Genomic DNA, 16,347 nt, shown 5'->3' on the forward strand with positions numbered 1-16,347 from the left:
TCACTCCACGATGAGCTGGATCGTTGACCCGCTCCTTGATTTCTTGACTTCAATCCGGGCATCGACCCGGTCTTTCAATTCTTGGACGTGGCTGATGACCCCGACGAGCCGGCCGCTCGATTGCAGCGACATGAGCAATTCAATCGCTTGATCGAGCGATTCGGCGTCGAGCGTCCCGAAGCCTTCATCGATCAGCATCGTCTCGAGACTGACCCCACCACTCAACTGCTGGACGACCTCGGCCAATCCGAGGGCGAGCGAGAGCGATGCCTTGAACCCTTCGCCGCCCGATAAGTTTTGGACCCGGCGTGACTGGCCGGTATAGGCGTCAAAGACTAATAATTCGAGACCGGACTTAGCATTTCCTTTCGCCGTCTCAATTTTTCGCTCTAATTGGAACTGTCCGCTCGTCATTTGATCGAGATGGACGTTGGCCGCATGGAGAATTTGATCGAAGAACGCCGTCTGCACGTACGTCTCGAACGTCAATTTTTGCGGATTCAGGCCCCGTCCGGTGTCGGCAATCAATTTGACCGTCTCCAGATTCCGTTGATCCTCATCCGTCTTCTCCCGTAACGAGTTCCATTCGGCGACGATGTGACGATGGCGTTTCAATTGCCCGTCCGCCGTCACGAGTTGTTCGGACAGCGTTTCGAACGCACGGCCCTCTTCGTGCAACTTCTCCTGGAGCCGTTCAAGGTCTGGTCGCGGACGGTCCCCGATTTTCTCGTTCAGCGCCTTAACGGCGTGTTCGAGCCGGACACCTTCCTCAAGCTCAGTCGCTTGGCGCTCGCGTAGTTCGGGCAGTTGCTCGACGCGCAAGCGATACTCCTTGAACACAGCTTCAGTCAACTCAATTCTCTCGAAAGCGGCCTCCAGTTCAGCCGTCGCTTCGGAAAGACGAGCATGTTCGAACTCGAGTTGTTCGCCAAGGAGACGGAGTCGCTCCGCTTCCCCCCACTTCAATCGATTCAATTCTTCAAGCCGACGTTCATACGTCTCCACGTTTCGTTCGATGTGAGCGAGTCGCGTCGCGAGCTGATTCCGCTCGGTCTGCAACATCTCTAACGTCGTCCCATCCGGTTGACGCATCGACTGAAGCTTCTCTTGGACGGTTTGGAGCTGTTCGAACAACTTCTGTCGTTCTTCAGCCTGCACACGCTTCGCCGTCTCGAGTTGCTTCAATTCGGTTGTGGTCGACCGCAGGAGACGCTCCATCCGTTGTCGTTCTTCGGCTTCTTGACGCAACTGACGGATGCGGGCGTCTTGGTGTTGCATCGCAGTGTCAGCCGCACCATCGAGCTTCAACTCAAGTCGAGCGAGATCGCGTTCACGGATCAGTTCATCGAGTTGTCGTTTGAGCGCCCGATAATCCGCCCGAGCTTCATGGAGGTCGGCCTCAATCCGTTTCAGTGTCTCAACGGCTGAGCGATGACCAGTTTGGTCGATGGACGTCCCCGTTCGCTCGACGTGTCCGTGGGTCAATGAACCGCAGACCGGACAAGGTTCCCCCGCTTCGAGTCGCTCGCGCAGCGTGTCGGCCATAAGCGCATGCTCGGCCTCGACGAATTGGTCGACCTGTTTCGTCTGGGCGGTGAATTGTCGTTGGACTTCCTTCCCGTTGCGTTCACAGGCACCGAGTCGTTCCGTGACATCTGCCACTTTCGACTCGAGTCGAACCTGATGTTGAAGCTGACTATACAGTCGTTCGGCCTCGACGAGTTGGTCTGGGGCCGGTGCGTGTTCCAGTTTAGCCGCAAGTTCGCCTTCGGTCGCTTGGAGCTCCTGGAGACGCGCTTCTTCTGAGAACAGACTGAGGGGCTCCAACCGGCGTTTCAAGTCATCCCGACGTCTAGTGGCCCGGTGCCATTCATCGACATAGGGCAACATCTCGTCAATCGCATTGACGCGACTTGTGGCTTGGTCTGCCTCCTGGCGCATGGTCGTGATGGCCTCTGCTTCTGCCTTCAACTCCTCCAACTGTCTCGTGTAGCCTTCGTCTCGTTGACGGGATACATCGCGTTCACGGGTCAACCGTTCGATATCGTGACGCACCGTTTCGGTACGTTGATAGAGCGGGCTGACGCTCGCCACTTGTTCAAGTCGCAAGATGAGCGCCTGGCGTTCTTCGCGTGCTTGTGCCGCTTGGCGGAATGCTTGGAGCGCGGTTGCGCGCACGTCCCGCTCTTCCATCAACTCGGCGAGCGCGGTCGCCTGATTCACTTCTCGTCGCAGCGCCTCGAGCCGATCCTCACCAGTCCGGCGCTGAGTCTGTAACGTGTCCCGCGCCGCCAAGAGTCGCTCCTCCCGGGCGTCGAGCCACGTCACGATTTCAGGCAAGTTGCGAGTCGACATGTCCTCGACGGCCTCGTCTTCGAGTTCCAACAGTTTTAAACGCGTCGTCTCGACCGCCCATTCGACGCGTTTGCGGTACTTGCCGTAACGTTCGATCCAATCCTCCTGAAAGGCGCGGTACGCCTCCGTCTTGAAGATTGATTGCAGAATCTGTTGCTTCTTCGTCGAATCGGAATCAAGGAGCTGACGGAACTGGTTCTGCGGCAACAGCAAGATTTGACTGAACTGCTCATAGCTTAGCTGCAACAACGATTCAATCGTCTGTTCGACGTCGTTCACTTTCGTCGCCAACGGTTTCCATGTTTCTTTCCATTCATAGAGCACCGCCTCGTGCGGAATCGGCGTCTTGTTTTTCGGATGCGGTTGTTGCGGCTGACGAACGATCCGATACCGTTCATCACGAATCGTGAACGTGAAGTCGATTTCAGTCTTCCGTTCCGGGTCCGCATATTGGCTTCGGAAATCGCTGGCGTTCCGGAGTGCCCCGCTGGCCCGGCCATAGAGTGCGAACGTCATCGCGTCAAAAATGGTCGTCTTTCCGGCACCGGTCCGGCCGCTGATGACGAACATCGAACGTCCTTCAAGCTGCGTAAAATCGATTTGTTCCGTCTCGGCGTAAGGACCAAAGGCGGTGATGGTTAATTGTTCCGGTCTCAAATCGATTCCTCCCCTTCTAAGAAGCGTTGCACCGTCGCATCGACATCGCGGCCGTGGACGGCTTTAAAGAAGTCCATATATACATCCTCGACCGATTGCCGCTCGAGCTTCTCACGTTCGAAGCGGGACGTCTGGTCTTGGCGACGCAACAACTCGAGTTCGAGGTGTAAGATGTTCGGATAGACGGTCCGTAATTTCGCCATCGGGTCGAATAACGCACGTTCATCGGTCAAGACGATTTTCAAATAGTCGTCGACGGCCTCATCTTGATAAAACGACGGGTCGAGTAGCTCGTTCAGCGTCCCGGTCAAAATGCGCAAATCTCGTCGCGCTTTTAGCGGGCGCCGACGGCGTGTCCATGTCCCGTCCCATTCGATGACGTCGACCGATTTCACATGGGACGCCTCGGAGAACGAATATTTCATGAGCGAGCCGCTGTACGCAACCCGGTCGTCGCGGATGGCGTCACGGTTATGCAAGTGTCCGAGTGCCGTATAGCCGAACGGCGCGTATAGTCCTTTGGCGACTTGCCCTGCCGTCCCGACGGACAGCTGCCGTTCGGAATCGGTCTCGAGTCCACCGGCGACGAAACTGTGGCCGACGGCGACCGCACGTGCCTCAATCGCCCCGTATGAGTCGATGACTGCGGCGAGTGCGTCATGATGGGTCCGAATCGACTCGTCGCCGAACGCATAACGGATGCGCGCCGGCTCAAGGAACGGCATCAAATAAAATGGGATGTCGTTCACGACAATCGGCCCTGTGCCCGGGTCAACCTTCCCGACGATATGGAGACCGACTTTCGTCAATAGTTTGGAGCTGTATTGGAGCCGCTCGGCCGAATCATGATTGCCGGCGATGGCGAGCACGGGGATGCCCCGCTCGAGGACGAGCGCGCGCCACATCTCATCGAGCAGATCGACGGCCTCGACAGGAGGCACGGCCCGATCATATAAATCACCGGCGACGACGATGGCATCAGGCTTCTCCTCGTCGACGATGTGTAAAAAAGACTCAAATAAAATGATTTGTTGTTCTTCTGTCATATGGCGGCCGTGGACGATTTTACCTAAATGCCAATCGGCCGTATGTATCCATTTCATGCGACTTCACCTCTGATTCCATTCTAGCATTATTCCGGTGTACGATTCGACGTCTTGACACTTGTTTTCGAAACAGCGAAAGTTAATAGGAAAGGGGGACGGATCATGGAGTCCACATCTACATGGCAAGCCTTTCTGCGCTTGTTCCGTGTCGCTCAACCACCGAAAGGTCTGTTTATCGGTGCCGTATTGATTTCATTGCTTCAAGCGATGGCTTCACTCGCCATCCCGCTCATCTTGCAACGCGTCGTCGACAATTGGAGCGAGGCCGCGCTCGACGCCCGCCTCGTCGCCATCTTCGTGACGGCGTTTCTCATCCAAGTCGTCTCGAGTGCGATTTCGATTTATTGGCTACATATCGTCGGACAACGGGTCGTCGCCAATTTGCGGACGACGTTATGGGAGCATCTCGTCGCCCTCCCAATCCCGTTCTATGACGGCGTCAAATCAGGGGATCTCGTCTCACGGTTAAATAACGACACGACGACGTTGCAGCAGCTCTTGTCCGAACAGAGCGTCCGTCTCTTGACGTCGTTCGTTTCGGTCATCGGCGCCGTTGGTATCTTGTTCACGCTCGATTGGCAGATGACGCTCGTCATCTTGTTCTCCGTGCCGACGACACTTCTTATCGTCATCCCGCTCGGGCGTAAACTTCGGAAAATCGCCAAGGCGACGCAACATGAGCTCGGTGACTTGTCCGGGTTTTTCGCCGAACTGCTCGGAGAGATCCGGCTCGTCAAATCACAGGCGACCGAATCCGTCGAGGTCGCAGAAGGAAAACGACGCATTGAGCGTCTCTTCGGCCTCGGTGTGCGCGAGGGACGGATTCAAGCGATTTTGATTCCGCTCCTGAACGTCACGTTGACGGCGATGCTGATCGCCATTCTCGGCTTCGGGGCTTATCGCGTCTCGACCGGTGCCTTGTCGACCGGTTCGTTGCTCGCGTTCATGCTGTACTTGTTCCAAATCATCACGCCGCTCATCACGATGACGGAGTTTATCACCCGGCTCCAGAAAGCACGCGGGGCCACCGAACGAATCTCCGAGCTGCTCGCCATCGAGCCGGAACCGTACACGGATGAGCCGTCGACGATTCGACAGTCGTCGCTCTCGTTCGAGGGCCTGACGTTCCGCTATGGCGACCAACCTGTCATTGACGACGTGTCGCTCACCGTCCCATTCGGTGCCACGACGGCCATCGTCGGACGTAGCGGTGCCGGCAAGACGACACTGTTCGCCCTCGTCGAGCAGTTCTACCTTCCGTCGAGCGGACACATCCATTACGGGGACCGGGACATCTCAACCTACGGCCGCAACGAATGGCGACAAGTCATCGGCTACGTCGCCCAAGATTCGCCCGTCTTATCCGGGACGGTGCGGCAAAATATCTTATACGGCTTGACCCGGACCGCGACCGAGGATGAGATTCGTCACGCCTGTGATATGGCCAACGCCTGGTCGTTCATCGAGGCGATGCCGGACGGGCTCGATACGGAAATCGGCGAGCGCGGCGTCCGGCTATCTGGTGGACAGCGCCAACGGCTCGCCATCGCTCGGGCGCTGTTACGTGACCCGCAAATCTTATTGCTCGACGAGGCGACATCAAGCCTTGACTCGGAATCCGAGCGTGTCGTCCAAGAAGCGCTCGACCGGCTCATGACAGGACGGACGACACTCGTCATCGCCCATCGGCTCTCGACCGTCCAACATGCCGATCAAATCGTCGTGCTCGAGGACGGCGGCATCAGCGGGCTTGGGACACATCAAGAGTTGCTTCGGGATAACGTGCTCTATGAACGACTCGTGAAACAACAACTTTTAGGAGGCAATCAACTATGAAGACAGTCGGATTTATCGGACTCGGTGTGATGGGTCAATCGATGGTCAGAAACTTAATGAAGGCGGGATTCGAAGTCCAAGCGTATACGCGGACGAAAGAGAAAGCGACTGATTTATTGGCGGAAGGTGTCCGTTGGTGTGATTCGGTCGAAGCCGTCTGTCAAAACGCCGATGCCGTCATCACCATCGTCGGCTATCCGTCTGACGTCGAGAGTCTTTATTTCGGGGACGGTATGATTTTGCAATCGGCTGAGCCAGGAACGCTCGTCATTGATATGACGACGTCTTCGCCACTCCTGGCCGAACGGATCGCTGATGCCGCAATCGACTGCAGCTTGCTCCCGCTCGACGCACCGGTCACGGGCGGTGACGTCGGTGCCAAGAACGGGACGTTGTCGATTCTCGTCGGCGGCGGCGAATACGCCTTCACGAAGGCGCGCCCGCTATTCGAGGCGATGGGCCAATCGATTGAACGGATGGGGTATGCCGGAAGCGGCCAATATGGGAAACTCGCCAATCAGATCGCAATCGCCGGCATCATGATGGGCAACGCCGAAATGCTCGCCTTCACGAAACGGGCCGGGCTCAATCCCGATCAATTGCGCCAGACGATTCGGGGCGGTGCCGCGGGCAGCTGGACGCTCGAGAACCTTGTTCCCCGGATGATTGTCGAGGACTATGCTCCTGGTTTCTTCATCAAGCATTTCCTGAAGGACATGAAACTTGCCCTCGAGAGCGCCGAACAGTTGAACATTAAACTGCCGAGCCTCGAGTTGGCGTATAAACTGTACTCCATCCTCGAAGAGAACGGCTACGGCGAGAACGGGACGCAGGCGCTCATCGAATACTACATGCATCAGGACGTTTGAATCGTCCCGCTCGTGGAATTAGTAGTACAGAAGGGAGCGATTACAGATGCCATGGAATATGAAAGACTATCCGGAATCACTGAAGAACTTCGACCCACTCGTCAAAAAGAAAGCCATCGATATCGCCAACGCCTTGCTCGCCCAAGGTTACTCCGATCAAAAGGCGATTCCAATCGCCACGGAACAAGCGAAGAAATGGCATGAACATGCCTCAAAAGAAGAGAAATCTGAGTTTCGTGACGCTCCTGACCCACAAAAGTCGGATCGGCACGGAACATAAAAACAACCGGTCGGCTCATGAGCCGACCGGTTGTTCGTTTGCGTCTGTCGCTGCCTTGATTTCAACATATAACCCGGCGAGCGCCGTGTTGATATAAGGCTGTACGAAAATATAGGCCAATCCGCCCGTGAACAAGACGAGCACATACCAGCCGATGAAACTCGCATACAAGCGCAGCATCGTCCGTTTATGGCCGCGCATGAGACGCCGACTTTCTCGCATCGCCTGAAACGCAGACAGTTCCGGTTGGTCTCGTAGCACGAACGGGACAATCCGATACGTCAAATAGAACCAGACGCCCGGGACGATTAAGAACAACATGAGCACGTTCAACCCGAGATAAAAGACGGCATAATACGTGACCGCCCGGACGTAATCTTTGAGCGAACCGAATGCATCGAACAAGAGCCCGAATGAAGGTTTCTCGGCTTTGGCGATATCGAGGAACACCCAGTTGCGGCCAAGTTCGAGCGGGGCGAGCAAGACGGTCGCACCGTACAGCAGACCGATTGACACGAACAGGATGCTCGGGTCGGTCGATTCCAAATCGAGCTGCGTCGTGATGACCGCCTGAACGAGCATCGTCGCCACGACCGCAAGCAGCGAGATGCCCCAGTTGCCGGACAACATCCGAAGGGCAAATTGTTTATAGACTGATGATTGCATGACTTCACCTACAGTATCGTTTTCTTCATTATAGCAAAAAAACAGTCAGCCGACTGTTTTTAGCGTGCCATCTGTTGTTTGATTGCCTTGAACTTGTGCTCATCCAAGCGGCCCTCGGTCCGTACCCCGCTTCCGACATGGACGAAATCAACGCCTAGCCGGTCGATCAGTTGCGCCACATTGTCGGCCGTGATGCCGGCACCCGGGAGGATGTTCATCTCCGCCACCTCATGCATCGCACTTAATCGGTCTATGCCTTCAAGTGCCGTCGCTTGTCCTCCGGACGTCAAGACGTGGTCAACTTCTGGGAAGTCGTTTAGCACCGTGATTGCGTCCATCAAGTCGACCGCGTCGTCGATGGCCCGATGGAACGTGAGCACCATCTCGCCTTTATGTTTAATCACTTCTCCGAGTAGCGCCTCATCGATACGCCCTTCGCTCGTCAAGGCTCCGAAGACGATGCCATCGGCCCCGAGTTCACGGCAAAGACCGATATCCGCCAAAATCGTCTCTGCATCTTCCTCGTTATAGACGAACGAGTCCGCATGGGGCCGAATCATGACGTGGACAGGAATGGTAGCCTGTTCGAGCACGTTACGAATCGTCCCGAAACTCGGTGTCGTCCCGCCGGCCGGCAAATCGGCAATCAATTCGAGCCGATCCGCCCCGAACCGCTCCGCCGTTTTGGCTTCGGTCAATGTCGTCACAATCACTTCAATCATGAAATCCCTCCTCCTTATGGTGCGAAGCGCCACTCGACCTCATGCTCCGCCAAGGCGCGCTTCCAATCCGTCGGTTCCGGAAAATCAGAGATGATGGTCGTCACCTTTGAAAAGTCGGAGACCCGATAGCGTTTTTGTTGATTGAACTGGGTATGGTCGGCGAGCAAATAACATTGACGCGATTGATCGAGGACCGCCTGCGTCACGGTCGAGAGACCATGGGCATCACACGTCAATCCGAGTGAGGCATCGACGCCCTCGACGGACAAGATGGCCATATCGAACACATACGCCTTCAGTTGCTGCAGGACGTGCTCGCCGACGGTGACGAGATGTTTCGGATCAATCGTCCCACCGAGCAATTGGATATCGCCAGTAAACACGCCCTTGGCGCGTTGCTCAAAGAGCGCCTTGGCGACCATGAGCGACGGAGTGACGACGGTCAAATTGCGTCCGCGAAGTCTGGCCGCGACTTGCTCTGGGGCGACGCCGTGTCCGATATACAGCAACATGTCATCCTCGACGAGCTGAAACGCCGTATAGGCGATGCGACGAATCCCGTCCATGTTCGAGATCATCATCGGTTGGAACGAGACGCTCTGATGGAGCACCGCCCCGCCATACACCCGCTTGATGCGATGCTCTTTCTCAAGCTCTTCTAAGTAGCGGCGAATCGACTCCCCCGAGACGTTCAACCGTTCGATCAACTCGCTCGTCTTCACTTTGCCTTCCCGCTCAATCCATTCAACAATCTTTTGTTTACGTTCTTCTCCAATTAAAGACACTTCCCTGCCTCCTCCGCAAATATCGCTTCCTTTTTCAGTGTAGCGAACGGATGTAAATTTAACGTAAACAGAAAGTAAAGAACGGGCAAATCCAACACTTTTTTCGAAATTTTCGGCAAAAATCAACGGAAATCCACAAAAAGACAGCCTCATCATGAGGGTTGAGGTTTCAACTTCTCGTTTTTTACATGAAAAAATGACCATCCTTCTCTGTATATCGAGCAGGATGGTCATCGATCGTTACTTTCGCTTTTGGAACAGCGGCACTTTCGGTTCCGTGCCGGCACGGATTCGTTGCCAGTTCGAGCGGTGCTTGATAATGATGAACAAGGCGAGCGGGACGATGACGATGAGCGGCAACCAGTCTTTGGCGATGATGCCATAGGCGACGACGGTCACGAGTCCGACGACAGAGGCGGCCATCGACGAGAGCGACACCATCTTTGAAATAAGCAACGTCACGATGAACGTGCCGACGACGACGACGAAAAACCATGGGAACGCAGCAAGCAGGATCCCCGCGCTCGTCGCTACCGATTTTCCGCCCTTGAATTTGGCGAAGATGGGATAAGAGTGGCCGATGATGGCCGGAATCCCAGCGAGGAGCAGACTCATTTCGCTCCCGAATAGAAGCGGCAATAATGCCGCGACCAAGCCTTTCCCCATATCCCCTAGTAGGACGATCGTACCCGCTTTCTTCCCAAGCACGCGAAACGTGTTCGTCGTGCCCAAGTTCCCGCTCCCGTGCTCGCGAACATCGACTTTATAGCCGAGCTTACCGACGAGGAGGGCGAACGGGATTGAACCGAGTAGATAGCTGATGATGATAATGATGATTTCTGTCAAATAAGGCATCGCGATTCCCCTTAATTCATGGATTGCTCGAGGTAGCGTTCAAACGGGACGTTCGTCTTATGAACGTTCGTCGCATGCTCCACCCCGATGTAGCGTAAGTGCCACGGTTCAAACATATAACCCGTCTCCGCCTCATAGGCGCGTTGATAGCGGACGATGAACCCATACGTATGGGCATTGTCGGCCAACCACTTGCCTTCTTTCGTCTGCTCAAGGCTCTGTGTCAATTGATACCCGACCGAGGCGCTCGAGACGTCGATGGCGAGTCCCGTCTGATGTTCTGAATGACCCGGCGGTGCCGAATACTTCATCGCTTGTTCTTTTCCGTCTTTGGCGACATAGGCGTTGAACAATTGCACTTGATAGTCGTATGAACGGAACGCGCTCGTCCCTTTCAAATCGATTCCGGCCGCTTTCGCACCGGCCATCAATTTTTCGATTGCCTGTGCCGCTTCTTTACGGAGCATTCTTCGCTCCCCGGACGCCGTGTCGACAAAATCGATATTCGCCGTCACGAGGTCGGTCGGTTTGTAACCGGCCGGCAAGGCGATTTGTTTATTGACGAGGATGAGCGTATCGAGTTTCACGTTCGCCGTCCCGTTTTGTTCGAGTGGCTGGCTCGGCGTCTGGGCCGATTCTTCTACAGGCGGTGCTTCCACAACAGGTGTTTCTTCGGCCTCAGGTTCGTCTGCTGCCGGTTCTTCCGCAGGCTCGTCTTCTGCCGGGGGCTCGGCTTCAGGCGCCGGAGCTTCTTCAACCACTTCGTCTTCTGTATCCTTCGGCGTATCGGCCGGAGTTTCTGTTTGTTGTTCGGTGTCGGCCGGTTTGTTCTCGGCTTCTTCCGTTTTACTTTGGTCGCTTGTGGTACAGCCCACCAATGTGAGCGTCAAGGCGCAGCATACCATCAACAGAGATGGTTTTCGCATGCGATCTTCCCCTTTCTTTGTACAAAAAATACCGTCAAGATATGATACCATACTGACGGTACAAAAGAACCACTGTTATGTGACGGGACTCATGACACGCATATACATGTCATGCCATTCTGGAAACTCGCGGTCGAGACGGACCGGCTTGAAGTCGCCCTGTTTGACGACGACGTGGGTCGTCTTCGCCGAACCGACGAGATGTCCGTCTTGATCGGTCAACTCATAGCCATAGACGGTCCGGATTTTGGAATAGCTGTCGACCCATACCCGGACGTGGACCGTATCGCCGAACGTGACGCTCTTCTTATAGTCGACCGAGACGTTCGTCACCGGAGAGACGAAGCCCGCCTGTTCCATGTCTTTATATTCGACCCCGAGCTCGCGCAATAATTCAGTACGAGCGATTTCGAGATACACTAAATAGTTCGCATGATAGACGATGCCCATCATGTCGGTCTCTTGGTAGCGGACCGGAATCTGAATCGTATGCATTAAATCGTCCTCGCTTTCAAGGTCATTATATTATAACTTGGTCTTAATATCTACTACTAAAATCTGATTCAAGTCGTCAGTTTCAGCCTGTCCTTCAATCAAACGGTATGACTGTCTTGCGATGGCTTCATCAATCAACGACAGCGCCGTCCGCGCGTTCGGCCGGTCGATACCAGTCAGTCGCTCTTTAAGCGCTTGCTCCACCGTCTCGTCATACGTATAGCCAAATTTCCCAGCATATGTCTTGGCAATCTCGACGAGTTGGTCGGTCGAGTAATCCTCGAACTGGATGGTGCGCTTAATCCGACTACTCAGTCCAGGATTCGACTCGATCAATCGCCGCATCGGCGCTTCGTATCCCGCCATGACGACGACGAGGTTGTCCCCGTGCTTCGGCATCTCGTCGACGAGCGTATCGATTGCTTCACGACCGTAATCGTTCGGTCCGCCGTTCAAACTATAAGCCTCGTCAATCAACAACACACCGCCGAGTGCATCGCGGATGGCAGCCTTCGTCTTCTGTGCCGTCTGACCGACATAACCGCTGACGAGATCGGCTCGGCTGACGACTTTTAAGTGTCCGCGTTTCAAGTAACCGGTCTTCTTCAACAGTTGGGCATAAAGGTGAGCGAACGTCGTCTTCCCTGTTCCGCTGTTGCCGACGAGTGCGGCATGAAGTTGGACCGGAGCCGTCTTCAATCCAAGTTCGCGGCGCCGTTTTTGAATCGTGACGAGCGCCTCGATTTCACGCAGTTGCCGTTTCGCCTCTTCCATCCCGACCAAGTCGTCGAGCGTCGGGGCTGACGTGTCCTCGGTCGCATCCATCTCGAAATCGAGCTCCGTCAACAAGGCCATCTCGTCGAGCGGAGCATCGGCACCGAAGCGGGACCCTTTTTTGAACATGGCGTCGAGCAAAATGTTATGCACCGTGCGCGCGTTCCCGAACGTGGCGTCGACCCGTTCCCGGTCGATGCGCGCAATCAAGGCGCGCTTCGCCTCGACCGTCAGGACGTAATTGTTCTCCGCGGCCACTTTCTCCCCGATCGCGACGAGCTCGTCATCACTATAGTTCGGCAACTCGTAATGGTTCGATTCCGGGAAGCGCGAACGTAATCCCGGATTGGCCAAGAGGAAGTGACGCATCTCTTCCGGATAACCAGCGAGGATGACGACGAATTTACCGGCGTACTCGCCACTCGTCATCGCGGCGACGAGCGTATCGATGGCGGCTTGGCCGTAGTCACTTCCGCTCGCATCCTGCCGTTTGAGCGCATACGCCTCATCAATGAACAGGACTCCCCCTTCGGCTTCTTTCACCTTGTTCATGACTTGTTCTTCCGTCTGTCCGACGAACGCGCCGACGAGACTCGATCGATCCGCCTCGACGACGTCGGGACGGGCGAGTAGACCGAGCTCAAAATAAATCTCGGCCATGAGACGCGCGAGCGTCGTCTTGCCGGTGCCGGGATTTCCGGTGAACACGAGATGAAGCGAAGGTTGATGTTTGGACGAAAATCCTGCCTTCTCCCGTTCTTTTTGGAACAAAAGGAAACGATACCACGCTTTGACACGTTGCTTCACGTCCGAGAGCCCGATCATTGCCTCAAGGGATTCGATGGCGCTCGACCGGACCTGTTCTGTTTGTTCCGGCAAGTGCTCGACAATCGTGTCGAGGCGCTGTTTGACGAGAACGACCCGTTCACCGAAACGGTGGAACGCCTCACGGCTGAAGTAATTGCCTTGCATCGATGCCAAGAGCGAGGCCGTATCATCCTCGAGTGCGGCCACTTCTTGCATCGCCTCGATGACGACGAGGAATAAGCGCTCGAGCTGTCCTTTGAATTCCGAGTCGCGAAGGTCGGATTTGGCACGGTCAATCTCGTCGTGGAGCTGTTCGAGTTGCTCGAGCAGTTCAGACGTCTTTGCCTCGTACTCGGTCAAGATTTGGACTTTCATCGACGCATAATCCGTCTCCCGTAATTTCGGCCATTCGACGTGCAAATGCTGTTTGTGACGTCGCAACACTTCGTATAATTGACTGACGCGCAGCGCTGGCGGTAAAGCGTTGAGCGACTCCAACTCCTTGACCCAACGATGTAACAACGGGTCGATGGTCTGGCGCGCTTCGAACCTTCTCGTCGCGAGGAGCGTCAAGGTGCGAATCAACTCTTGACGGTGTCCGGTCGCGCGGGACCAATGGGCGTAAGACAATAACGCCGCTTCCTCGATGCGTCCGCCCGCTTCCCACGCCGTCAAGTCGGATTGCACTTGATCCAAGGTGATTTGTTTCATAATATTCTCCTTTTTAGACGACAAAGGAGCCGACGTTTCAGTCTGCTCCTCGCCGGATTATCGTGATTCAAAAGAAGTCATCCGAATCGAATGGAACAACTTCCCGTTGTTGCGTGATTCGGCAGCGAGCAAGATTCGCTCGTTCGCATCGACGTAATACGTCACGGCCTCTTCATTCTCATCTTCACTGAAAATCGATGGATACTTTTCGACCCACTCTGCCGGGACGGCCTCAGGTGACTCTGTCTTGACGAACGCTTGCGCGGTCCGTCCAATGATATCGACGTCACCTTCGCTTGAACCGAGCGTCCCATCGTCGAGCCATTTGCGAATTTGTTCATTCGTCGCACGCGACAAGAATGGGTGCGGAGCCACGGCGCCGGAGCTCGTCTCTTGACTGTTCGTCTCCTCGCCTTCCGGGTTGAACTCACGATAAACGGTTCCGTCCCACTCGGCTCGGGCACCGACGTTAGGGCCTTCCACGACCTCGGATACGAAGTGTCCGTCTTCATCGTATGTCACTTCATATTCACGAACTTCCAACGTCTCGCCGTTCTCCGGCAATTTTTTCTCTTCATAGCCGATCACAACGGATGTGTAGAACGGTTCGGCCCGGTTGACACGGCCCTCGTCGTCATTCAAGTTCATAATCGAGTAAAAGTTATAGGCGAGCAGGGCGCCGACAATGAGGATTCCGGCAAAAATCACCCAACTCAATCGCTTTTTAACATGTTGTTTCATAGAATGCCCTCCCAATCTTCTTCACTTACTATCCTACACTAGCGAGAGGGTCCTGCAAAACATTTACAACCAAAAAAGGGCCTCGACCGAGACCCTTTCCGTTTATCCGAGCTTATCTTCTTCTTCCTGCTTATACGCTTCAATATACTTGTCCCGTTCGTCCGGTTCATCGGACAAGTCTTTGAACAAGGCGACAATCATCAGTATTAATACGAAGATGAACGGGAACGCGACCAGGATTGCGACCGCTTGGAGCGCCCCGAGTCCACCGACATATAAGAGTACGGCGGCTATTGAGGACTGAATGAAGCCCCAGACGAGCTTGATCCGCATCGGCGGCACGAGTTTTCCGTTCGTCGACAACATGCCGAGCACGTATGTCGCCGAGTCCGCTGACGTAATGAAGAAGACGGAGACCAAGAAGATGGCGACGATACTAAGGATCGTCCCAAACCCACCAAACGTCTCGAACAAGGCGAACAATCCGACTTCAGTCCCAATCTCATTGACCGTGGCAATCAAGTTTGCCCCGCCGTTCAAGTCGGCCCAGATGGCCGAACCACCGAAGACGGAGAACCAGAGCAGACCGAATGAAGTCGGTACGAGCAAAATCCCGATGATGAACTCACGAATCGTACGTCCTTTCGAGACACGGGCGATGAACGTCCCGACGAATGGTGACCATGAAATCCACCAAGCCCAATAGAAAATCGTCCATCCGTTAATCCATTCGCGTTCAGCCGGCTCAAACGCAGCCGTCCGGAAACTCATTGACGGTAACTGTTGCAAATACGTTCCGATCGTTTGCGTGAACAGATCGAGAATGAACGCACTCGGTCCGGCAATGAGCGTCGCGAACAAGAGGACGATGGCGAGAAAGATGTTCGTATTACTCAAGATACGAATCCCTTTCTCGAGTCCCGTCGAGGCACTGATCATATAGAGCACCGTTACGACGGCGATGATAATCATTTGGGTCGAGAACGCGTTTGGTACGTTCGGAATCAAGAAGTGAATCCCACCGGCAATTTGCTGGGCCCCGAAGCCGAGCGATGTCGCCACACCGAACGCGGTCGCGATGATGGCCAACACATCAACCGTTCGTTTGACCGGTCGTTCGTAGCGGTCATTGACGAGCGAGCCAATCGTCTCCCCAATCGTCGCCGGGCGACCTTTCCGGAACGTCGAGTAAGCGATTGCGAGCGCAATCATCGCGTAAATCGCCCATGGATGCAAGCCCCAATGGAAGAACGAATAGCGCATCGCGGTGCGCGCATCGCCTTCAGGGGAGCCTGACTCGAATGGCGGCGCGTGGAAATGAGACAACGGCTCCGCTGCCCCCCAGAACACGAGTCCGATTCCCATCCCGGCGCTGAACAACATGGCGAACCATGACAGATAGCCGAATTCCGGACGATCCGTATCTTTTCCGAGTCGAATTGACCCGAACCTCGAGAAGATTAAAAAGATGGCGACGAGTAGAATCCCGGTCGCACTGAGTAAATAAAACCAGCCAAAGCCGTTCGAGAGCCAGCCCTGCAGTTTCGTCGTCACATTTAAGAGACTGGCGTTACCGAGGATACTCTCAGGGATGACACCCCAGATCGTGAATAAGACCGTAATGATGGCTGAAACGAGAAAAACGGTCGTCACTTTGCTTTTCCTTTCCATAATCTCACTCCTATTCAATTTTCTTATTTTCATATACGTTTTCCACCGTAACATAGTTTGTAAACCCGACTCAACCCCGCGACGCGCTCGG

The 16,347-nt window shown here is 54.9% G+C and carries 14 protein-coding genes; 3 read left to right on the forward strand and 11 right to left on the reverse strand.

Annotated elements, in window-relative coordinates; all coding sequences use genetic code 11:
• The gene (locus tag M467_RS28165; RefSeq protein WP_021067559.1) at window positions 1-3,012 is read right to left on the reverse strand and encodes an AAA family ATPase; all 3,012 of its coding nucleotides are present in this window, start codon (window positions 3,010-3,012) and stop codon (window positions 1-3) included.
• On the reverse strand, window positions 3,009-4,115 hold the full coding sequence (locus M467_RS28170) for an exonuclease SbcCD subunit D (protein WP_021067560.1): 1,107 nt from the start codon (window positions 4,113-4,115) through the stop codon (window positions 3,009-3,011). Before M467_RS28170 ends, M467_RS28165 begins: the two co-directional genes overlap by 4 nt.
• Before the next feature lie 105 nt (window positions 4,116-4,220).
• Here M467_RS28170 and M467_RS28175 point away from each other — a divergent pair, with 105 nt between their 5' ends.
• The 3 genes from M467_RS28175 to M467_RS28185 are packed head-to-tail and all read left to right on the forward strand — an operon-like array spanning window position 4,221 to window position 7,103.
• The gene (locus tag M467_RS28175; protein ID WP_021067561.1) at window positions 4,221-5,954 is read left to right on the forward strand and encodes an ABC transporter ATP-binding protein; all 1,734 of its coding nucleotides are present in this window, start codon (window positions 4,221-4,223) and stop codon (window positions 5,952-5,954) included.
• Window positions 5,951-6,823: an NAD(P)-dependent oxidoreductase gene (locus M467_RS28180; protein WP_021067562.1), complete on the forward strand. Its 873-nt coding sequence runs from the start codon at window positions 5,951-5,953 to the stop codon at window positions 6,821-6,823. The genes M467_RS28175 and M467_RS28180 overlap by 4 nt, the downstream gene beginning before the upstream one ends.
• Window positions 6,824-6,869: 46 nt before the next feature.
• On the forward strand, window positions 6,870-7,103 hold the full coding sequence (locus tag M467_RS28185) for a DUF2188 domain-containing protein (protein WP_021067563.1): 234 nt from the start codon (window positions 6,870-6,872) through the stop codon (window positions 7,101-7,103).
• 15 nt (window positions 7,104-7,118) lie between these two features.
• On the opposite strand, the gene M467_RS28190 is transcribed toward M467_RS28185, so the two are convergent.
• The 9 genes from M467_RS28190 to M467_RS28230 all read right to left on the reverse strand — a co-directional run bounded on the left by M467_RS28190 (window position 7,119) and on the right by M467_RS28230 (window position 16,256).
• Window positions 7,119-7,769 carry a DUF975 family protein gene (locus M467_RS28190; protein ID WP_021067564.1) on the reverse strand — a complete coding sequence of 217 codons (651 nt, stop codon included), beginning with the start codon at window positions 7,767-7,769 and terminating at the stop codon, window positions 7,119-7,121.
• Between the two features lie 59 nt (window positions 7,770-7,828).
• On the reverse strand, window positions 7,829-8,491 hold the full coding sequence (locus M467_RS28195; protein ID WP_021067565.1) for a copper homeostasis protein CutC: 663 nt from the start codon (window positions 8,489-8,491) through the stop codon (window positions 7,829-7,831).
• A gap of 14 nt (window positions 8,492-8,505) precedes the next feature.
• Entirely contained in the window at window positions 8,506-9,276 is a 771-nt protein-coding gene (locus M467_RS28200; protein ID WP_021067566.1) for a DeoR/GlpR family DNA-binding transcription regulator, read from the reverse strand.
• Between the two features lie 240 nt (window positions 9,277-9,516).
• Window positions 9,517-10,131, reverse strand: coding sequence for a glycerol-3-phosphate 1-O-acyltransferase PlsY (plsY, locus tag M467_RS28205; RefSeq protein WP_021067567.1), 615 nt, complete (start codon window positions 10,129-10,131; stop codon window positions 9,517-9,519).
• Between the two features lie 11 nt (window positions 10,132-10,142).
• Complete coding sequence (locus tag M467_RS28210) at window positions 10,143-11,057, reverse strand: M15 family metallopeptidase (RefSeq protein ID WP_021067568.1); 915 nt, start codon at window positions 11,055-11,057, stop codon at window positions 10,143-10,145.
• Between the two features lie 75 nt (window positions 11,058-11,132).
• A complete protein-coding gene (locus M467_RS28215) occupies window positions 11,133-11,552 on the reverse strand; it encodes an acyl-CoA thioesterase (RefSeq protein ID WP_021067569.1) in 420 nt (139 codons plus the stop codon).
• A gap of 30 nt (window positions 11,553-11,582) precedes the next feature.
• Window positions 11,583-13,844: an AAA family ATPase gene (locus M467_RS28220; protein ID WP_021067570.1), complete on the reverse strand. Its 2,262-nt coding sequence runs from the start codon at window positions 13,842-13,844 to the stop codon at window positions 11,583-11,585.
• Between the two features lie 57 nt (window positions 13,845-13,901).
• Window positions 13,902-14,585 carry a hypothetical protein gene (locus M467_RS28225; RefSeq protein WP_021067571.1) on the reverse strand — a complete coding sequence of 228 codons (684 nt, stop codon included), beginning with the start codon at window positions 14,583-14,585 and terminating at the stop codon, window positions 13,902-13,904.
• A 102-nt stretch (window positions 14,586-14,687) separates the two neighbouring features.
• The gene (locus M467_RS28230) at window positions 14,688-16,256 is read right to left on the reverse strand and encodes a BCCT family transporter (RefSeq protein WP_021067572.1); all 1,569 of its coding nucleotides are present in this window, start codon (window positions 16,254-16,256) and stop codon (window positions 14,688-14,690) included.
• Window positions 16,257-16,347 lie beyond the last annotated feature (91 nt).

This window comes from Exiguobacterium chiriqhucha RW-2, from assembly GCF_000416965.1.
GTDB lineage: Bacteria > Bacillota > Bacilli > Exiguobacteriales > Exiguobacteriaceae > Exiguobacterium > Exiguobacterium chiriqhucha.